The organism is Ideonella sp., from assembly GCF_036277275.1.
GTDB lineage: Bacteria > Pseudomonadota > Gammaproteobacteria > Burkholderiales > Burkholderiaceae_C > Ideonella.
On record NZ_DASUNH010000037.1, the window covers coordinates 25,595 to 41,155 of the forward strand.

Consider the following 15,561-nt stretch of genomic DNA (forward strand, 5'->3'; position numbering starts at 1 on the left):
GCATGATGCCGGCCATCGGCAAAAGGCAGTCTGACACCGCCCGGGCAGGGGTGCTTGGGGTTTTCCCCGCCGCGCGGCGGGCCATGCCGCCGGCTGCTACCCTCGCGGTCCATGAGCTTCATGGCCATCGACATCGGGAACACTCGGCTGAAGTGGGCGCAGTACGCGTCGCCACAGCCGGGCGCGGCGCTGCTTTCGCACGGGGCGATGTTCCTCGAGACCATCGACGAGATGGCCGAAAAGGAGTGGAAGAGCCTGGCGCCGCCGCGCAGCATGCTCGGCTGCGTCGTGGCCGGCGAGGCGGTGCGCCGCCGCGTCGAAGAGCAGCTCGAGCTGTGGGACCTGACCCCGCGTTGGGTGGTGTCGTCGCCGCACGAGGCTGGCGTGACCAACGGCTACGACCACCCAGCCCGGCTCGGCGCCGACCGCTGGGTCGCGATGATCGGCGCGCGTGGCCATGTGCTGGCGCGCGGTCCGGCGCGGCCGGTGCTGGTGGTGATGATCGGCACCGCCGTGACGGTGGATGCGCTGGACACCCAGGGAAAATTCCTCGGGGGGCTGATCCTGCCCGGCCACGGCATCATGCTGCGGGCACTCGAAAGCGGTACCGCCGGCCTGCGCGTGCCCACCGGCGAGGTGATGCGCTTTCCGGCCAATACGTCGGACGCGCTGACCAGCGGCGGCACCTACGCGATCACCGGCGCGATCGAGCGCATGCACCGCCACCTGGCCGAGCACTGCGGCGAGCCGCCGGTGATGCTGGTCACGGGTGGTGCGGGCTGGAAGGTCGCGCCGCATCTGGACCTGCCGCACGAGCTGATCGAGTCACTGATCTTCGACGGCTTGCTGCACATCCAGTCGCACCGGCTGGCATTTTGACTCTGCTGCTTCGCGGAATGCAGCGCTCCGCAGGAGCCGCTGCACTGAGGGGGCGGGCCCCTGGTCCGACGCGGCCTGCAAGGCAGCCCCGGGACGGGGCGTGGAGACTCAACCCTTCAGCTTCAGCATGTGGGCGACGACGCCGGCGATGCTCTGGTCGACCTCCAGCGCTTGCTTGAATGGCTCGCCGACCAGCAGCGCCCCCATCCATTCCTTGGCGATCACGGCCTGTTGCCAGGAGGTGGATTCGGTGGCGCTGACGACGAGGTCGCGCAGCGCGGCCTTCTGCACATCGCTGATGCCGGCCGGGGCGAATACGCCGCGCCAGTTGGCCAGCTCGATCGGCAGACCTTGTTCGCTCAACGAGGCGATGCCGTGCAGGCCGCGTCGCGACGAGACAGCGAGCGCGACCACGCGCTTGGCTTCGATTTCGGCCTTCAGTTCGCTGTAGCCCGAGATCAGGATCTGCGCCTTGCCGCTGTCCAGCAGCGCGAGCGACTCCTTCGCGGCGGTGGCTGGCTCGTAGCGCAGCCGGTCGGTGTCCAGCCGCATCTGGCGGATCATCATGCCGGCCAGCATGTGGTCGACGCCACCGAGCGAGCCGCCGGTGAAGACGACGCCGCCAACGCCGCGCTGCAGCTCGGCGTTCAGCGCCTTCAGGTTGGCCAATTTCGAGCCGGCCGGCACCACCAGAGCGAGGTAGTCGTTGGTCAGGCGCGCCAGCGGCGTCACCTGGGCCAGCGTGACCTTCGGTTGCGACGCGGCGATCGCCCCGACCATCACCATGCCGCCGACCAGCAGAGCGGCAGGGTCCTGGTTGAAGCGCTCGACGAAATCGGCCAGGCCAATCGTGCCGCCCTTGCCGCCCTTGTTCTCGTAAACGACCTTTTGCGCCAAGCCGGCGGCCAGCGCCGCGTCGCCTAGCGCGTGGCCGGTCTGGTCCCAGCCACCGCCGACGCCGCCGGGCACGTAAATGCGCAGCTGCGGCAGCGGGCTGGGTTTGCCGTTGGCCGCGCGGGCAGCGGCCAACGGCCCCAGCGCCGTGGCGACAAGCGCCAGGCAGTCACGACGTCGAACCATGGGAAGCCTCCACAACCGAGCTCGAAGCGATACTTCCCATCATCGCTGCGAGGCTGTCAATCGGCTGGCAGAAGTCTGCGGGTTTCCAGGGGGGCCTGCGGTACGGTTTCACAGGATGTAGCGCGACAGATCCTCGTTGCGCGCCAACTCGCCCAGCCGCTGCGACACCATGGCAGCGTCGATGGTCACGGTTTCGCCGCTGCGCTGCGGGGCATCGAAGCTCAACTCGTCGAGCAGACGCTCCAACACCGTCGACAGCCGGCGGGCGCCGATGTTCTCGGTGCGCTCGTTGACCTCATAGGCAATCTCGGCCAGTCGGTGAACTGCGTCGGGCGCAATGTCCAGCGTCACCCCTTCGGTGGCCAGCAGGGCTTGGTACTGCTGGATCAGGTTGGCCTGGGTGCCGCTCAAGATGGCTTCGAAATCGGCCACCGACAGCGCCTGCAGCTCGACGCGGATCGGAAAGCGCCCTTGCAGTTCGGGGATCAGGTCGCTCGGCTTCGACAGGTGGAACGCGCCCGACGCGATGAACAGGATGTGGTCGGTCCGTACCAGGCCGTACTTGGTGTTGACGGTGGTGCCCTCGACCAGCGGCAACAGGTCGCGTTGCACGCCCTGGCGCGAGACATCGGCGCTCTGGGTGTTGTTGCGTGAGGCGACCTTGTCGATCTCGTCGAGGAAGACGATGCCGTTCTGCTCGACATTGCCGAGCGCGCGGCCCCGCAGCTCGTCCTCGTTGACCAGCTTGGCGGCCTCTTCGTCGGTCAGCGCCTTCAGCGCATCGGCGATGCGCAGCTTGCGGGTCGTCTTGCGCGATTGGCCCATCTGTGAAAACAGACCCTGCAGTTGCTCGGCCATTTCCTCCATGCCAGGCGGCGTCATGATTTCCATGCCCGGCTTGGCCTCGGCCAGCTCCAGCTCGATCTCCTTGTCGTCCATCGAGCCTTCGCGCAGGCGCTTGCGCATCGTCTGGCGCGCGGTCGAGTCGCCGGTTTCGCCGCTGCCGAAGCCCACGTTCCTCGGTGGCGGCACCAGCACGTCGAGTACACGCTCTTCGGCGGCATCCTCCGCACGCATGCGGGCCCGGGCCAGCGCGGCCGCGCGCTCCTGCTTGATCGCCACCTCGACCAGGTCGCGCACGATGGAGTCGACGTCCTTGCCGACATAACCGACCTCGGTGAATTTCGTCGCCTCGACCTTGATGAATGGCGCATCGGCCAGCTTGGCCAGTCGGCGCGCGATCTCGGTCTTGCCAACGCCGGTCGGCCCGATCATCAGGATGTTCTTCGGCGTGATCTCGGCCCGCAGGCCCGGCTCCACCTTCTGGCGACGCCAGCGGTTGCGCAACGCGATCGCGACCGCGCGTTTTGCGTCCTGCTGGCCGACGATGTGGCGATCCAGCTCCGAAACAATTTCTCTCGGGGTCATGCTCATTCCAGGACCTCGATGGTGTGGTTCTGATTGGTGTAGATGCAGATCTCGCCGGCGATCTCGAGCGAGCGCTTGACGATGTCGGTGGCGCTCAGCTCGCTGTGGCCCAGCAGCGCGCGTGCAGCGGCCTGCGCGAAGGCGCCGCCGGAGCCGATCGCCGCGATGCCCAGCTCGGGCTCCAGCACATCACCATTGCCGGTGATGATCAGTGACGCTTCGCGGTCAGCCACCGCCAGCATGGCCTCGAGGTTACGCAGCACCTTGTCGGTGCGCCAATCGCGCGTGAGTTCGATCGCGGCGCGCACCAGGTGGCCCTGATGCTTGTCGAGCTTGGCTTCGAAGCGTTCGAACAGCGTGAAAGCATCAGCCGTGGCGCCCGCAAAGCCAGCCAGCACCTTGTCGTGGTGCAGCCGGCGCACCTTGCGCGCACTGGCCTTGACGATGGTGTTGCCCAGCGTCACCTGGCCATCGCCGCCCAGCGCCACCTGCCAACGCCCGTCGGGCAGCTTGCGGCGCACGCTGAGGATGGTCGTGCCGTGATAGGAGTCCATGGAATCTGTCTTCTTCAAATCGAAAGTCGAGCATGCCACGACAAGATGGCGATCGGCATGACCGCTTCAAGTGCTGCACGCAATGCGGCGCTCCGCCGGAGCCGCCGGCTTCAAGTGGCGTGCGCGGATCCGGCTTGGCCGGGCCGCTGCGCGAGCCCCCTCGGGGGGCAGCCCCCGGAAGGGGGCGTGGGGCTAACTCTGTCTCAATTGCATCGCCACGTGCTCACTGATGCCCATCGCATGGAACATCAGTGCCACCAGACGGTTGACGTCGGTGAAGGTGATTTGGCGTTGCTCGGCGCGTTTGGAGATGACCCAGTTCAGCAAGTCACCCGCGGCGACGAAGTCGACCCGGATCAACAGCGCGCACGAGATACGCACCAGCTTCGAGTCGCCCAGCCGCTGGTCCAGGTGCTTCAGCAAGGCGGTCTGATCACCGGCCAGCTGGCCCGAGATCTCGAGGCTGGTGACCTCGACCTCGCCGTGGCCGTCCGGCGCGTCCATCACCGAGGTGACCACGTCGCCGACCGACGACAGGATCGCCGAGCGGGTGTTGGCCGACGGGCCGCTGATCCGGACCGTGCACTTGGTCGGCTCCCAGCTCGGCGGTGAAACCTCGTAGGTCACGCAATAGTCGATTGCGACGTCGTCGAATTGATCGGGGCGGTTGACCAAGCGCAGGGCATCGAGCCGCGCCAGCCAGAAGGCCGGGTCGGCATCACGCACGCCGACCGGCGCGGCTTCCTGCAGCACGTCGAACAGTTTGTCGGCCGCCAGCCAACGCATCGTCAGCTTCTCTTGAGCCCATTGCTGGAACATGTGGCGCAGTTCCGCGGCCGCCGCCGGCTCGATGCGCTTGAGTTGAGTCCAGTCGAGCACCCAGGGCATCGACATCTGCAGCAGCTGCGACGACAGCTGCGTCAGCCCATCATGGGTCAGCAGCGGGTCGCAGACCCAGCCGATCTGGGTGGTGCTTTCGGTGTTGCTGGCGCTGGCGGCCCGCTGTGCCGCGGTCGCGTCGGCCAGCAGTTTGGGCAGCGAATACCACTGGGGCGGCGACCGGTGGCACTGCTCGGCAAAGCTCATCGACAGCGAGTCGAAGCGCTGCTGCTGGCCGGTGGCCCGGTACAGGTCGAACAGCACCAGCCAGGTGTCTTCATGGTGCTGGCGCGGCGCGCCTTGGCTGGTCAGCTGCACGAGCACGTGTTCGCTGTGCGTGAAGTCGGCGTTGGCGAACGCGATCACCGCCTCATCCAACTCCGGGTCGTGCTTGATCTCGCGCACCTCGACCTCGGGTAGGTCGGTGATGCGGCCCATCGGCATGCGCGCGGTCGGGGTGGGCTCCGGCGCGGCCGCCGCGGGCGTTGGCGCCGGGGCGGCGGGTGGCGGAAAGTCGAAGGCCAGCGGCGGCAGCTCGCGTGGCGCGGGCGGCGGGGCGACCGCCGCAACCGCCGCGGGTGTCGGGGCCGGGCCCGGGGCGGGAGCCGCGCGCGGCTCGACCACGCCGCCAATCGCGCCCACCGGCGGCAGGGTGATCGGGCCACCGCCGTCGGAGCGCAATTCGAGCGGGATCGTCGCCTCGGGGTCGATCGGGTGCGTCAGCACCGGCGGCGGCACCTTCAGGTGGGCGGGGGCGCCGCTGGGCGACGCGGCCGGCGCTGACGCAGCGGCTGGCGCGGTCGGCGGCACTGGCGTGAAGGCCATCGGCCGCGAGGCCGACAGCGGCGCCACGCCAACCATCTGCTTCTCGATCGCGTCGATCTTGGCTTTGACGGCACCGTCGGCCAAGCTGGACGGGCGGCTCGCCCGCACGTCGACCTCGTCGAGATTCGAGTTGGCCAGCGCTGCCGCCTGCTCGGGCGTCAGGCCTTCGCGACGGATGCGGCGCAGCATGTCCAACTCGCGCTTGCGGACGAAATCGTTACGCCGCTTGCGCTCGATCATCGCCTTCAGCTCGGCGCGATCGGAATCGGCGAACTGGCTCAGGCGGCTGTCTTCGACCCGCTGGATCAGGTCCTTGGCCGGGCCGGCCACCTTGCGCACCACGCGGCGCAGCAGGCCGCCGCCTTCACCGTCGTTGTCGTTCGACATGGCGCCGGCTCAGGGTTGCGCGGAGGGGGAGGGTCGGGCAGGACAGGGTTCAGTCCCCGAACATCTTTTGCTTCATCTCGCGCCGTTGCTGCGCTTCGAGCGACAGCGTGGCGGTCGGGCGGGCCAGCAGGCGGCCCAGACCGATCGGCTCGCCAGTCTCGTCGCAGTAGCCGTAGTCACCGGCCTCGATGCGGCCCAGCGATTGCGAGATCTTCTTCAGCAGCTTGCGCTCGCGGTCGCGCGTGCGCAGCTCCAGCGCGTGCTCTTCCTCGATCGTGGCGCGGTCGGCCGGATCGGGGACGATCGAGGTGTCTTCGCGCAGGTGCTCGGTGGTTTCACCGGCGTTGGACAGCAGCGCGTCCTTCTGCTCCTGCAGCCGGCTGCGGAAGAACTCCAGCTGCTTGTCGTTCATGTACTCGGACTCTGGCATCGCCAGCAGTTCGGCTTCGGTCAGGTCGCGACCGGCTTTCGTCTTCCAGGCGTTGGCAAGCTTGGGGTCCGCCTTGGTGGCACTCTTCACGGCATTCATCGGTTCTGGATAGGTCTTTGTCGCCTGTTTCGCAGGGGCGAAACGGTCGGTGAAGCTGGCGGTGGAAGGGGTGGGGGCGTGAGCCCGGGACGGCGCGGCTGGAGCGGGTATCTTGGCCGGTGCTGCTTTGGCCGCGGGGGCTTTGGCAGGCGCTTCGGCGACGGATTTCACGCTCGCGGCTTTTGCCGTTGCTGCCTTGGGGGTGGCCTTCGGGGCAGCGGCGGGCTTGGTCGCGCTTTCCTGGGCTGGGGCCGCGCTTTTCGCCGGTGTCTTGCTCACGTCCGTCTCCTCACCACATGGCATGGGATATGGCGGTTATACCCCTTGGGCGGGGGCGCTTGTGGTGCAACCGCCACGGTTTTGGCGCGCGGATTGTAGCCACGGTGATGTGCCCGTTGGCTGGCCCGCTCAGGCCAGGCAACCCTCCAGGCCCTGCAGCAGGATGTCTTTTGGCAGATCGATGCCAATGAACACCATCTTGCTGGTTTTTTTCTCGCCTGGGGCCCACTTGGGGCCGAGATCGCTGCCCATCAGCTGGTGCACGCCCTGGAAGATGACCTTGCGGTCGCTGCCCTTCAGGTACAGCACGCCCTTGTAGCGCAGCATCTTCGGGCCGTAGACCTGCACGATCGCGCCCAGGAAGTCTTCCAGCTTGGCCGGGTTCAGCGGCTTGTCGGCGCGGAAGACGAACGACTTCACGTCGTCATCGTGGGCGTGGTGATGCGGATGGTCGCAGTGTTCGCCGTGCTCGTGGTCATGATCATGGTCGTGCCCATGGTCGTGGCCGCCGTCCTCGTTGAGGAACTCGGGGTCGATGTCGAGCTTGGCGTTGAGGTTGAAGCCCTTGAGGTCGAACACGTTGGCCAGCGGCACGTCGCCGAAGTTGACCCGGCGCTGCGGCGCGCGTGGGTTCATGTGCTTCAGGCGGTGCACCAGGTCGTCGACCGCGACTTCGTCGACGAGGTCGGTCTTGCTGATGAAGATTTGATCGGCAAAGCCCACCTGGCGGCGTGCTTCCTGGCGGCTGTCGAGTTGCTCGTTGGCGTGCTTGGCGTCGACCAGGGTCAGGATCGAGTCGAGCAGGTAACTCTCGGCCACCTCGTCGTCCATGAAGAAGGTCTGGGCCACCGGGCCGGGGTCGGCAAGGCCGGTGGTCTCGATCACCACGCGTTCGAAGTCCAACTCGCCTTTGCGTCTGCGGGCGGCCAGGTCGGCCAGCGTCGAACGCAGATCTTCGCGGATGGTGCAGCAGACGCAGCCGTTGCTCATCTGGATCACCTGCTCTTTGCTTTCGGTGACCAAGATGTCGGTGTCGATGTTTTCTTCGCCGAACTCGTTCTCGATGACGGCGATCTTCTGGCCGTGAGCCTCGGTCAGCACGCGCTTGAGCAGGGTTGTCTTGCCGGAGCCGAGGAAGCCGGTGAGGATGGTGGCGGGAATCAGGGACATGGTGGGGCGTGGAGGTGAAAGCGCAGCGTCGCGCGGGCCAGACAAAGCATGCAGCCAGCCCCGGGCGACGATGCCCCAGCCTGCCAGAGGGCAGCCGGGGCATGGACTCTGGGGCAGCAGCCATGCCCTGTCAAGCGACAGGGCATGGCCCGCCACCCGCACGAACAGAGGCTCCCCAGGGTCCGGGCTAGGCCCGCCCCGCCCCCCGAGGGGGATCAAGAAACTCGGGAGCAGCCCTTCGCTTCTTATTGGGGGCGATGTGCACCATTTTCAACCGCCAGCTTCACCCCACACGCCGGGGGCGCTTTGGGCAGTTCAGGGCTTGGCGGCGTAGACGTTGCCGTTGGCCTTGTAGCGGGTGATCGAGGCTTTCAGGTCGGTGTACTCGGCGCAGGGCATGAAGCAGACCTTGTCCAGCGTGGCCAGACGAGCCTCGGCCTGGGGCAACTGGTTCAGCACCAGGTACAGCTCGCCGGAGTATTCCAGCGCACCCTTGTGCTTCGGGTCGATGCGCAGCGCTTCGTTGTAATACTGTTCGGCGGCCGTGTAGTCGGGCACCTTGGCCTTGCGGTGGCTGTAGCCCATCAGGTTGTTCCAGTCGGCGCTACCGCGGTCGTCGACCTGCTTCAGCGCGTCGATCGCCGCGACCCACTTGTTCTGCTGGATCAGCTCGCGCGCAGCGGCCAGTTTGTCGGATGCGGCGTTGCTGGTGCTGGGGCCGGTGTCGGCGGCGTGGACGGCCAACGCCAGCGTGGCGGTGGCGAGCGTGGTGCCGATCAGGCGAAAGGTACGGGCAATGCGGGTCATGGTGAATCCTCTGGTTTGAAGTGGCGCCACCTTTGGCGCTCGCTGGCACCTACGGGGGGGGTGGGCGTTTGGACGCAGTGGATGCAAAAAAAACTCTTCGCCGGCTCACCACAGCTTGGCGCACGGGCCTTCGGCGAGGAAGGGTTGTGTCGGAGCGGCTGGCGGTGGCGCGTCAGCGGGCTCCAGGCTGACCGCGAGTCGATCGACCTTGGCAAAAATCGCCTCCGACGCGGCGGGCAGCTGCAGCGTGCCCGGGCCGGCCGGCAGCGCGCCGACCGGGATTGCGGGCCCGCCGTCCCTGCCCAATGCCCACAGTCGCGCCACCTGGCCGGCGGGCAGTTGGTAAGCCGGCTGCAGCCACTTGATCGTCAACACCTGGCCCTGCCGGCGCGAACTGGCCAGCACCAGCGCTTTGCCCTGGGCGTCCGACAGGATGCCGACGTAGGCCGCCGGCAAACCGGGCCCGGCGGCTTCGAGGCCGACCTTGGCAGCCCACGGTGGCTGCCAGCGCAGCGCGGCGACCGCCAGCGCCGCTCCGACCAGTACCCCCAGCACCAGGCCGGCGCCCACCGGGCCGCCGCGCGGGCCGACCGGCAGCCAGCGGCCCCACCACGGTGTGACGGCCTGCGGGGCCGGTGGTGTGGCAGGCTGCGAACCGAACAGCCGCGTTTCGATGCGGGTCCAGACGGCATCGCGCGGTGCCGCGGCCGGGACCACGTCGGCCAGCCTGGCAAGCCGCTGCTGCCAGCTCTCGACCACGCGCCGGGCTTGCGGGGCCTCGTGCAGCACACGTTCGAAGCGGCGCCGGGCGCGGCCCCGCAGTGTGCCGACGGCGTAGTCGCGCGCCAGCGCGTCCAGCCGCGGTGGGTACAGGTAGTTCATGCCGCGCCCTCGGCCGCCGGGTCGTCGCCCATGCAGGCCTTCAGCTTGTCCAGCCCGCGCCGGACCCAGGCCTTGACGGTGCCCAGCGGCGCCGCCAGCGTCTCGGCAATCTCGCCGTGCGCGAGCCCGCGGTAATAAGCCAGGGCCACCGCCTGGCGCTGCGGCGCGCTCAGCGACGCCATGCAACGGTCCAGGCCAAGCTTGGCGATGCTGGCCGCCAGCAACTGCGGCGGCTCGGCGGCCGGGTCGGCCGGCAGGTCCATCGTGTCGTCGTCCAGCGCGTGGGTGCGGGCCATTTCTTCGCGGCCGGCGCGCAGGCCGTCGATCGCCCGGTTGCGGACGATGTTGATCAGCCAGGTCATTGGGCTGGCGATCGCGCGCTGGTAGCTGCCGGCGTGCTGCCAGACACTGACGAAGGCCTCTTGCAGCACCTCTTCGGCCTGCTCGCGGCGCAGCGTGATGCGCCAGGCCACGCCCAGCAGGTGGGCGCTGGTCAGGCGGTACAGGCGGGCGAAGGCTGCGCGGTCGCGCAGCGCGATGCGCGACAGCAGCTGGGCCAGGTCGTCGGTCGGTTCGTCCACGCGGGCGTGCGGGCAGCCAGGGTTGGCGCGCAGTGTAGGGCCCAGGGCCGGCCGCGAGGTAGGGGCTGGGCGTGTCAAGTCGTTCGGGTATCCTAGGTTCCCCGCAATTGCCGGCACCCTTGTGTCCGATCCCCAGTCTCATCGCGCCCCGGCCTCGCCGAAGAAGGGCGCCCACCCTCACCGCGGCTCCGGCGGCGACACCGCGCACGAGCGCACCGACAAGCGCACGCTGTTCGAGCGCCTGGTCGAGTTCATTTCGCCCGGCCCCGATTCAACCGACGAGCTGATCGAAACGCTGGCGGAGGCCGAGCACCGCGAGCTGATCGAGCCGCAGTCGCGCGCGATGCTCGAAGGCGTGATCCGCATGGCCGACATGGTGGCCGGCGACGTGATGGTCGCCGCACCGCGCATGGACCTGCTCGACATCGACGCGCCGTATGACGAGCTGCTGGCCGTTGTCATCGACACCGGCCACTCGCGCTTTCCGGTCACCGAAGGTTCGCGCGACAACATCATCGGCATCCTGCTGGCCAAGGACTTGCTCAAGCTGCAGCGCGCGCCGGAGCTGAACCTGCGCACGCTGCTGCGCCCGGCCGTGTTCGTGCCCGAAAGCAAGGGCCTGAACGAGTTGCTGCGCGACTTCCGCACCAATCGCAACCACCTGGCGATCGTGATCGACGAATTCGGCACCACCGCCGGGTTGTTGACGATCGAGGACGTGCTGGAAGAAATCGTCGGCGAGATCGAGGACGAATTCGACGACGCCGCTGCCGGCAGCGCGGCCGATGCGGTCTACACCCTGGCCGACGGCAGCCACCGGGTCGCCGGCGACGCGGCGATCGCCTCGGTCAACGAGGCTTTCGCGGTCGCGCTGCCGCAAGACGAGTTCGACACCATCGGCGGCCTGATCGCCCATGAACTGGGCCGGGTGCCGCGGCGTGGCGAATCGGTCGAGGTCGCGAACCTGCGCTTCTCGGTGATGCTGACGCGTGGCGGTGCGGTGCGCTGGTTCAAGGTCCAGCGTCTGCCCAAGCCGGCCGACGCGGCCGAAGCCGAAGCGTGAAGCGGGTGGGTTTCTGGCCGCTGGCGATGCTGCTCGCCGGCGGGCTGCACACGGCATCGTTCGCGCCGCTGGGCTGGTGGCCGCTGCAGATCGCCGCGCTGGCACTGCTCGCCGGGGCCGTGAACGCCGCCACGCCGCGCCAGGCCGCTGTGCGCGGCTTCTGTTTCAGCGTGGCCTGGCTCACGTCGGGCCTGTGGTGGCTTTACATCAGCATGCACGACTACGGCGGCATGCCGGCACCATTGGCCGCCCTTGCCGTGGTGGTGCTGGCGGCAGCCCTGTCGCTCTATGTGGCCGGGGCGATGGCGCTGTTCGCCTGGCTGCGCCGCGGTAGGCCGGTGCCCGATGCGCTGGGTTTCGCCGCCTGCTGGCTGCTGGCCGAGTTGGCGCGCGGCCAGTTCTTCACCGGCTTCCCCTGGATCGCCTCGGGTTATGCGCACAGCGACGGCGTGTTGGCGGGGCTGGCGCCATGGATCGGGGTCTACGGTATCGGCGCCGTCGCGGCGTTGCTGGCGATGACGCTCGCGATGGGGTGGCATGCGAAGACTCGCTCATGGCGGCTGGCGATGCTGTTGGTGGCGCTGCCGATCGCGGTTCAATTCGCGCCGAGAGAGTTCACCGAATCCACCGGTACGCTGCGGGTCAGCCTGCTGCAGCCCAACGTCGCACAGGACCTGAAGTTCGATGGCGACCGCATCGTCGGCCAGATGGCGGCGCTGCAGGCCCAGCTGCAATCGGCGCAGGGGGATCTGGTCGTCACACCGGAATCGGTGCTGCCGATCCCGAAGGACCAACTCGACCCGGTCTATTGGCAACAACTGATGGCGCCGTTTCGCAGCGGCGTCCGCGCCGCGCTCGTCGGCACTTTCCTGGGCAACGAGCAAGACGGTTACGTCAATTCGCTGGTCGGGGTGTCCGCTGGCGGCGAGCGCTACAGCTACGGCAAGCGCCACCTGCTGCCGTTCGGCGAATACGTGCCACCGGGCTTTCGCTGGTTCGTCGATTTGATGCAGATCCCGCTCGGCGACCAGGCCAGTGGCCGCAGCGAAGCGCCGTTCGTGGCCGGCGGTCAGCGCCTGCGGCCGCTGATCTGCTACGAAGACCTGTTCGGCGAGCACATGGTCGACAGTGCCGTGGCGGGCGCCGACGAAGCGACCATGTTCGTCAACGTCAGCAACCTGGCCTGGTTTGGCCGCCACATGGTGCAGGACCAGGACCTGCAGTTCTCGCGCCTGCGCTCGCTGGAGTTCCAGCGGCCGATGGTGCGGGCGACCAACACCGGTGCCACCGCGGTGATCGACCACCGCGGCCGCGTGACGGCCCGGTTGCCGGCGGAAACCGCCGGCACGCTCGACGCCGAGGTCGAGGGCCGGCGAGGCGCGACGCCCTACGCGCGCTGGCTGGCAGCATTCGGGCTGTGGCCGCTGTGGGGGCTGGGCCTGGCCGGCGTGGCGGGGCTCGCCGCCGGCCGCGCTGCACGGGTCAGTCGTGCAGCACCACCGAGATATCGCTGATCCAGCCGCCGGTCGCGCCTGAATCGAGGCGGCCCTGCACCTGGAACGTGTGGGAGCCGACCGTCAGCCGCACCGGCACCGTGATCGACGGGCGCACCCAGCCGTCGAAGCCCAGCGTGCCATTGGCGCCGCAGAAAGCGTCGAACGTCGAGGCCGTGGGCGAGATGGCCACACCGTCGACCAGGATGTCGAGATCGACCCAGGCGCTGCTGTTGCCGGCCGGCGCGTCGACCGAGCACTCGGCCGAGAAGGTCAGCACGTAGGTGGCGGCGGTCGTGATGTTGACGGTGCGGGTGGTGGCACCGGTCGAAGCGAGCGGCACGAGCGCCGTCGGCGTGGTGAACGAAAAGTTGCTCGCGTAGGTGCCCGACATGAGGACCTTGGCCTGGGCGGCGGCGGTCAAGGCAAGCAGGGCGGCGGCACAGATGGCCTGATGACGAAGCTTCATGGAAGACTCTCCTGGGGTTGTCGATGCCGCCCTTCTTGGTGATGCGAGCGGTGCCCACACTCTGTGCGTTCGGGTTCGCGGCGCCGATCCCTAGCGCCGCCGAATGCGCCCCCTAGAGCGGGTGGCTCCTAGAATCCCCAGTTTTCATCGTTCGAGTCCCCATGCTGACCTTCCAGCAACTCATCCTCCGCCTGCAGGACTACTGGGACGCGCAAGGTTGCGCGCTGCTGCAGCCCTACGACATGGAGGTGGGGGCCGGTACCAGCCACACCGCCACCTTCCTGCGCGCGATCGGCCCCGAGCCGTGGAAGGCCGCCTACGTGCAGCCCAGCCGCCGCCCCAAGGACGGCCGCTACGGCCAGAACCCGAACCGCCTGCAGCACTACTACCAGTACCAGGTGGTGCTGAAGCCCGCGCCGGCCAACATCCTCGAGCTCTACCTCGGCTCGCTCGAAGCACTCGGCTTCGACCTGAAGAAGAACGACGTCCGCTTCGTCGAGGACGATTGGGAGAACCCGACGCTCGGCTGCTGGGGCCTGGGCTGGGAGGTCTGGCTGAACGGCATGGAGGTGACGCAGTTCACCTACTTCCAACAGGTCGGCGGCATCGACTGCAAGCCCGCCACCGGCGAGATCACCTACGGCCTCGAACGGCTGGCGATGTACCTGCAGGGTGTCGAGAACGTCTACGACCTGCAGTACGCGCCGGGCATCAAGTACGGCGACGTATTCCTGCAGAACGAGATCGAGCAGAGCACCTACAACTTCGAGCACTCGGATGTCGAGTTCCTGCTGCAGGCCTTCTCGGCGCACGAGAAGCAGAGCAAGTACCTGATGGAACAGCAGCTCGCGCTGCCCGCCTACGAGCAACTGCTCAAGGCGGCCCACACCTTCAACATGCTCGATGCCCGTGGCGCGATCAGCGTGACCGAGCGCGCCGCCTACATCGGCCGCATCCGCAACCTCGCGCGTGCCGTCGCGCAAAGCTACCTCGCCAGCCGGGCCCGCCTGGGCTTCCCGATGGCACCCAAGGAATGGGCAGCGGAAGTGCTGGCCCAGCTCGAACAAAAGGACGGCCCGAAGCCATGACCGCCCAAACCCTTCTCGTTGAACTGTTCGTCGAAGAACTGCCGCCCAAGGCACTGAAGAAGCTGGGCGAAGAGTTCGCCGGCAACCTGGCCGCCAGCCTGAGGGCACAAGGCCTGACCGCGGCCGATGCGGCAGTGACGTCGTATGCCTCGCCGCGTCGCCTGGGCGTGCAGGTGGCACAAGTTGCTGCCAAGGCAGCCGACCGTCCGCTGCAGCAGAAGCTGATGCCGGTGGCGGTGGCCTTGAATGCCGAAGGTCAGCCGACACCGGCGCTGCTGAAGAAGCTCGCCGCGCTGGGTGCCGATGCGTCGGCCGTGCCGCAGTTGAAGCGCGCGATGGATGGCAAGGCCGAAGCGCTGTTCCTGGACACCGTGGTGCCCGGCGCGACACTGGCCGAGGGCCTGCAGAAGGCGCTCGACGAGACACTGGCCAGGCTGCCGATCCCGAAGGTGATGACCTACCAGCTGGCCGATGGCTGGAGCGACGTGAAGTTCGTGCGGCCGGCTCATGGCCTGGTCGCGTTGCATGGCGCGGCGGTGGTACCGGTCGGTGTGCTGGGCCTGATGGCGGGCCGCACGACCAAGGGCCACCGGTTCGAGGCGCTGACGCCGCTGGTCGAGCTGGTCGATGCCGACAGCTACGCTGCGCAGATGGTCGAGCAGGGCGCGGTGATCGCCGGTTTTGCCGAGCGCCGCGCCGAGATCGTGCGCCAGCTCGACGTGGCAGCGACCGCGCGTGGCCTGAAGCCGATCGATGACGACGCGCTGCTCGACGAGGTCACCGCGCTGGTCGAGCGGCCGAACGTGCTCGCCTGCCAGTTCGAATCGGAGTTCCTCGGCGTGCCGCAGGAGTGCCTGATCCTGACGATGAAGGCCAACCAGAAGTACTTCCCGTTGCTCGATGCACAGGGCAAGCTGACGAACCAGTTCCTGCTCGTCAGCAACATCCGGCCCGAGGACGCGAGCGCGGTGACCGGCGGCAACGAGCGCGTCGTGCGTCCGCGCCTGGCCGACGCCAAGTTCTTCTTCGACCAAGACCGCAAGAAGACGCTCGAATCGCGCGTGCTGGGCCTGGCCAAGGTGGTCTACCACGGCAAGCTGGGATCGCAGGGCGACCGCGTGCAGCGCGTGATGGCGATCGCCCGCGCGATCGCTGCGCAGCTCGGTGG

At 68.1% G+C, this 15,561-nt stretch carries 15 protein-coding genes; 5 read left to right on the forward strand and 10 right to left on the reverse strand.

Features of this window, described 5'->3' with window-relative positions; all coding sequences use genetic code 11:
• The first annotated feature begins 111 nt into the window (after window positions 1–111).
• Complete coding sequence (locus VFY73_RS07870; protein WP_329717384.1) at window positions 112–879, forward strand: type III pantothenate kinase; 768 nt, start codon at window positions 112–114, stop codon at window positions 877–879.
• 108 nt (window positions 880–987) lie between these two features.
• Here the strand turns inward: VFY73_RS07870 and VFY73_RS07875 are convergent, their stop codons facing one another.
• The 9 genes from VFY73_RS07875 to VFY73_RS07915 all read right to left on the reverse strand — a co-directional run bounded on the left by VFY73_RS07875 (window position 988) and on the right by VFY73_RS07915 (window position 10,280).
• On the reverse strand, window positions 988–1,959 hold the full coding sequence (locus tag VFY73_RS07875) for a Bug family tripartite tricarboxylate transporter substrate binding protein (RefSeq protein ID WP_329717386.1): 972 nt from the start codon (window positions 1,957–1,959) through the stop codon (window positions 988–990).
• 108 nt (window positions 1,960–2,067) lie between these two features.
• Window positions 2,068–3,393, reverse strand: a complete 1,326-nt coding sequence (gene hslU / locus VFY73_RS07880; protein WP_329717388.1) for an ATP-dependent protease ATPase subunit HslU — start codon at window positions 3,391–3,393, stop codon at window positions 2,068–2,070.
• Window positions 3,390–3,941, reverse strand: coding sequence for an ATP-dependent protease subunit HslV (gene hslV / locus VFY73_RS07885; protein ID WP_329717390.1), 552 nt, complete (start codon window positions 3,939–3,941; stop codon window positions 3,390–3,392). Before hslV ends, hslU begins: the two co-directional genes overlap by 4 nt.
• A 192-nt stretch (window positions 3,942–4,133) precedes the next feature.
• Complete coding sequence (locus tag VFY73_RS07890; RefSeq protein WP_329717392.1) at window positions 4,134–6,032, reverse strand: STAS domain-containing protein; 1,899 nt, start codon at window positions 6,030–6,032, stop codon at window positions 4,134–4,136.
• 49 nt (window positions 6,033–6,081) lie between these two features.
• Window positions 6,082–6,561 carry an RNA polymerase-binding protein DksA gene (gene dksA, locus VFY73_RS30415; protein ID WP_414654427.1) on the reverse strand — a complete coding sequence of 160 codons (480 nt, stop codon included), beginning with the start codon at window positions 6,559–6,561 and terminating at the stop codon, window positions 6,082–6,084.
• A 408-nt stretch (window positions 6,562–6,969) separates the two neighbouring features.
• Complete coding sequence (locus VFY73_RS07900) at window positions 6,970–8,010, reverse strand: GTP-binding protein (protein ID WP_329717396.1); 1,041 nt, start codon at window positions 8,008–8,010, stop codon at window positions 6,970–6,972.
• Window positions 8,011–8,325: 315 nt separating this feature from the next.
• Window positions 8,326–8,817, reverse strand: a complete 492-nt coding sequence (locus VFY73_RS07905; protein WP_329717398.1) for a tetratricopeptide repeat protein — start codon at window positions 8,815–8,817, stop codon at window positions 8,326–8,328.
• Window positions 8,818–8,922: 105 nt separating this feature from the next.
• Complete coding sequence (locus VFY73_RS07910) at window positions 8,923–9,699, reverse strand: anti-sigma factor domain-containing protein (protein WP_329717400.1); 777 nt, start codon at window positions 9,697–9,699, stop codon at window positions 8,923–8,925.
• Window positions 9,696–10,280, reverse strand: a complete 585-nt coding sequence (locus tag VFY73_RS07915) for a sigma-70 family RNA polymerase sigma factor (RefSeq protein ID WP_329717402.1) — start codon at window positions 10,278–10,280, stop codon at window positions 9,696–9,698. Before VFY73_RS07915 ends, VFY73_RS07910 begins: the two co-directional genes overlap by 4 nt.
• Before the next feature lie 121 nt (window positions 10,281–10,401).
• On the opposite strand from VFY73_RS07915, the gene VFY73_RS07920 reads away from it, so the two are divergent.
• The gene (locus VFY73_RS07920) at window positions 10,402–11,343 is read left to right on the forward strand and encodes an HlyC/CorC family transporter (RefSeq protein ID WP_414654429.1); all 942 of its coding nucleotides are present in this window, start codon (window positions 10,402–10,404) and stop codon (window positions 11,341–11,343) included.
• Complete coding sequence (gene lnt / locus VFY73_RS07925; RefSeq protein WP_329717404.1) at window positions 11,340–12,857, forward strand: apolipoprotein N-acyltransferase; 1,518 nt, start codon at window positions 11,340–11,342, stop codon at window positions 12,855–12,857. The genes VFY73_RS07920 and lnt overlap by 4 nt, the downstream gene beginning before the upstream one ends.
• Here lnt and VFY73_RS07930 read toward each other — a convergent pair.
• Window positions 12,826–13,305, reverse strand: coding sequence for a hypothetical protein (locus VFY73_RS07930; RefSeq protein ID WP_329717406.1), 480 nt, complete (start codon window positions 13,303–13,305; stop codon window positions 12,826–12,828). The two genes, lnt and VFY73_RS07930, sit on opposite strands and share 32 nt — an antisense overlap.
• 161 nt (window positions 13,306–13,466) lie before the next feature.
• On the opposite strand from VFY73_RS07930, the gene glyQ reads away from it, so the two are divergent.
• Window positions 13,467–14,393 (forward strand): glycine--tRNA ligase subunit alpha, encoded by a 927-nt coding sequence (gene glyQ, locus VFY73_RS07935; protein WP_329717408.1) that lies wholly within the window; start codon window positions 13,467–13,469, stop codon window positions 14,391–14,393.
• On the forward strand, window positions 14,390–15,561 hold a 1,172-nt coding region (gene glyS, locus VFY73_RS07940), incomplete at its 3' end, for a glycine--tRNA ligase subunit beta (protein ID WP_329717410.1). The genes glyQ and glyS, both read left to right, overlap by 4 nt.

Coding starts and splice junctions, on each gene's coding strand:
- VFY73_RS07870 (WP_329717384.1), top strand. CDS start 112: ATGAGCTTCATGGCCATCGACATCGGGAACACTCGGCTGAAGTGGGCG.
- VFY73_RS07875 (WP_329717386.1), bottom strand. CDS start 1,959: ATGGTTCGACGTCGTGACTGCCTGGCGCTTGTCGCCACGGCGCTGGGG.
- hslU (WP_329717388.1), bottom strand. CDS start 3,393: ATGAGCATGACCCCGAGAGAAATTGTTTCGGAGCTGGATCGCCACATC.
- hslV (WP_329717390.1), bottom strand. CDS start 3,941: ATGGACTCCTATCACGGCACGACCATCCTCAGCGTGCGCCGCAAGCTG.
- VFY73_RS07890 (WP_329717392.1), bottom strand. CDS start 6,032: ATGTCGAACGACAACGACGGTGAAGGCGGCGGCCTGCTGCGCCGCGTG.
- dksA (WP_414654427.1), bottom strand. CDS start 6,561: ATGAATGCCGTGAAGAGTGCCACCAAGGCGGACCCCAAGCTTGCCAAC.
- VFY73_RS07900 (WP_329717396.1), bottom strand. CDS start 8,010: ATGTCCCTGATTCCCGCCACCATCCTCACCGGCTTCCTCGGCTCCGGC.
- VFY73_RS07905 (WP_329717398.1), bottom strand. CDS start 8,817: ATGACCCGCATTGCCCGTACCTTTCGCCTGATCGGCACCACGCTCGCC.
- VFY73_RS07910 (WP_329717400.1), bottom strand. CDS start 9,699: ATGAACTACCTGTACCCACCGCGGCTGGACGCGCTGGCGCGCGACTAC.
- VFY73_RS07930 (WP_329717406.1), bottom strand. CDS start 13,305: ATGAAGCTTCGTCATCAGGCCATCTGTGCCGCCGCCCTGCTTGCCTTG.
- glyQ (WP_329717408.1), top strand. CDS start 13,467: ATGCTGACCTTCCAGCAACTCATCCTCCGCCTGCAGGACTACTGGGAC.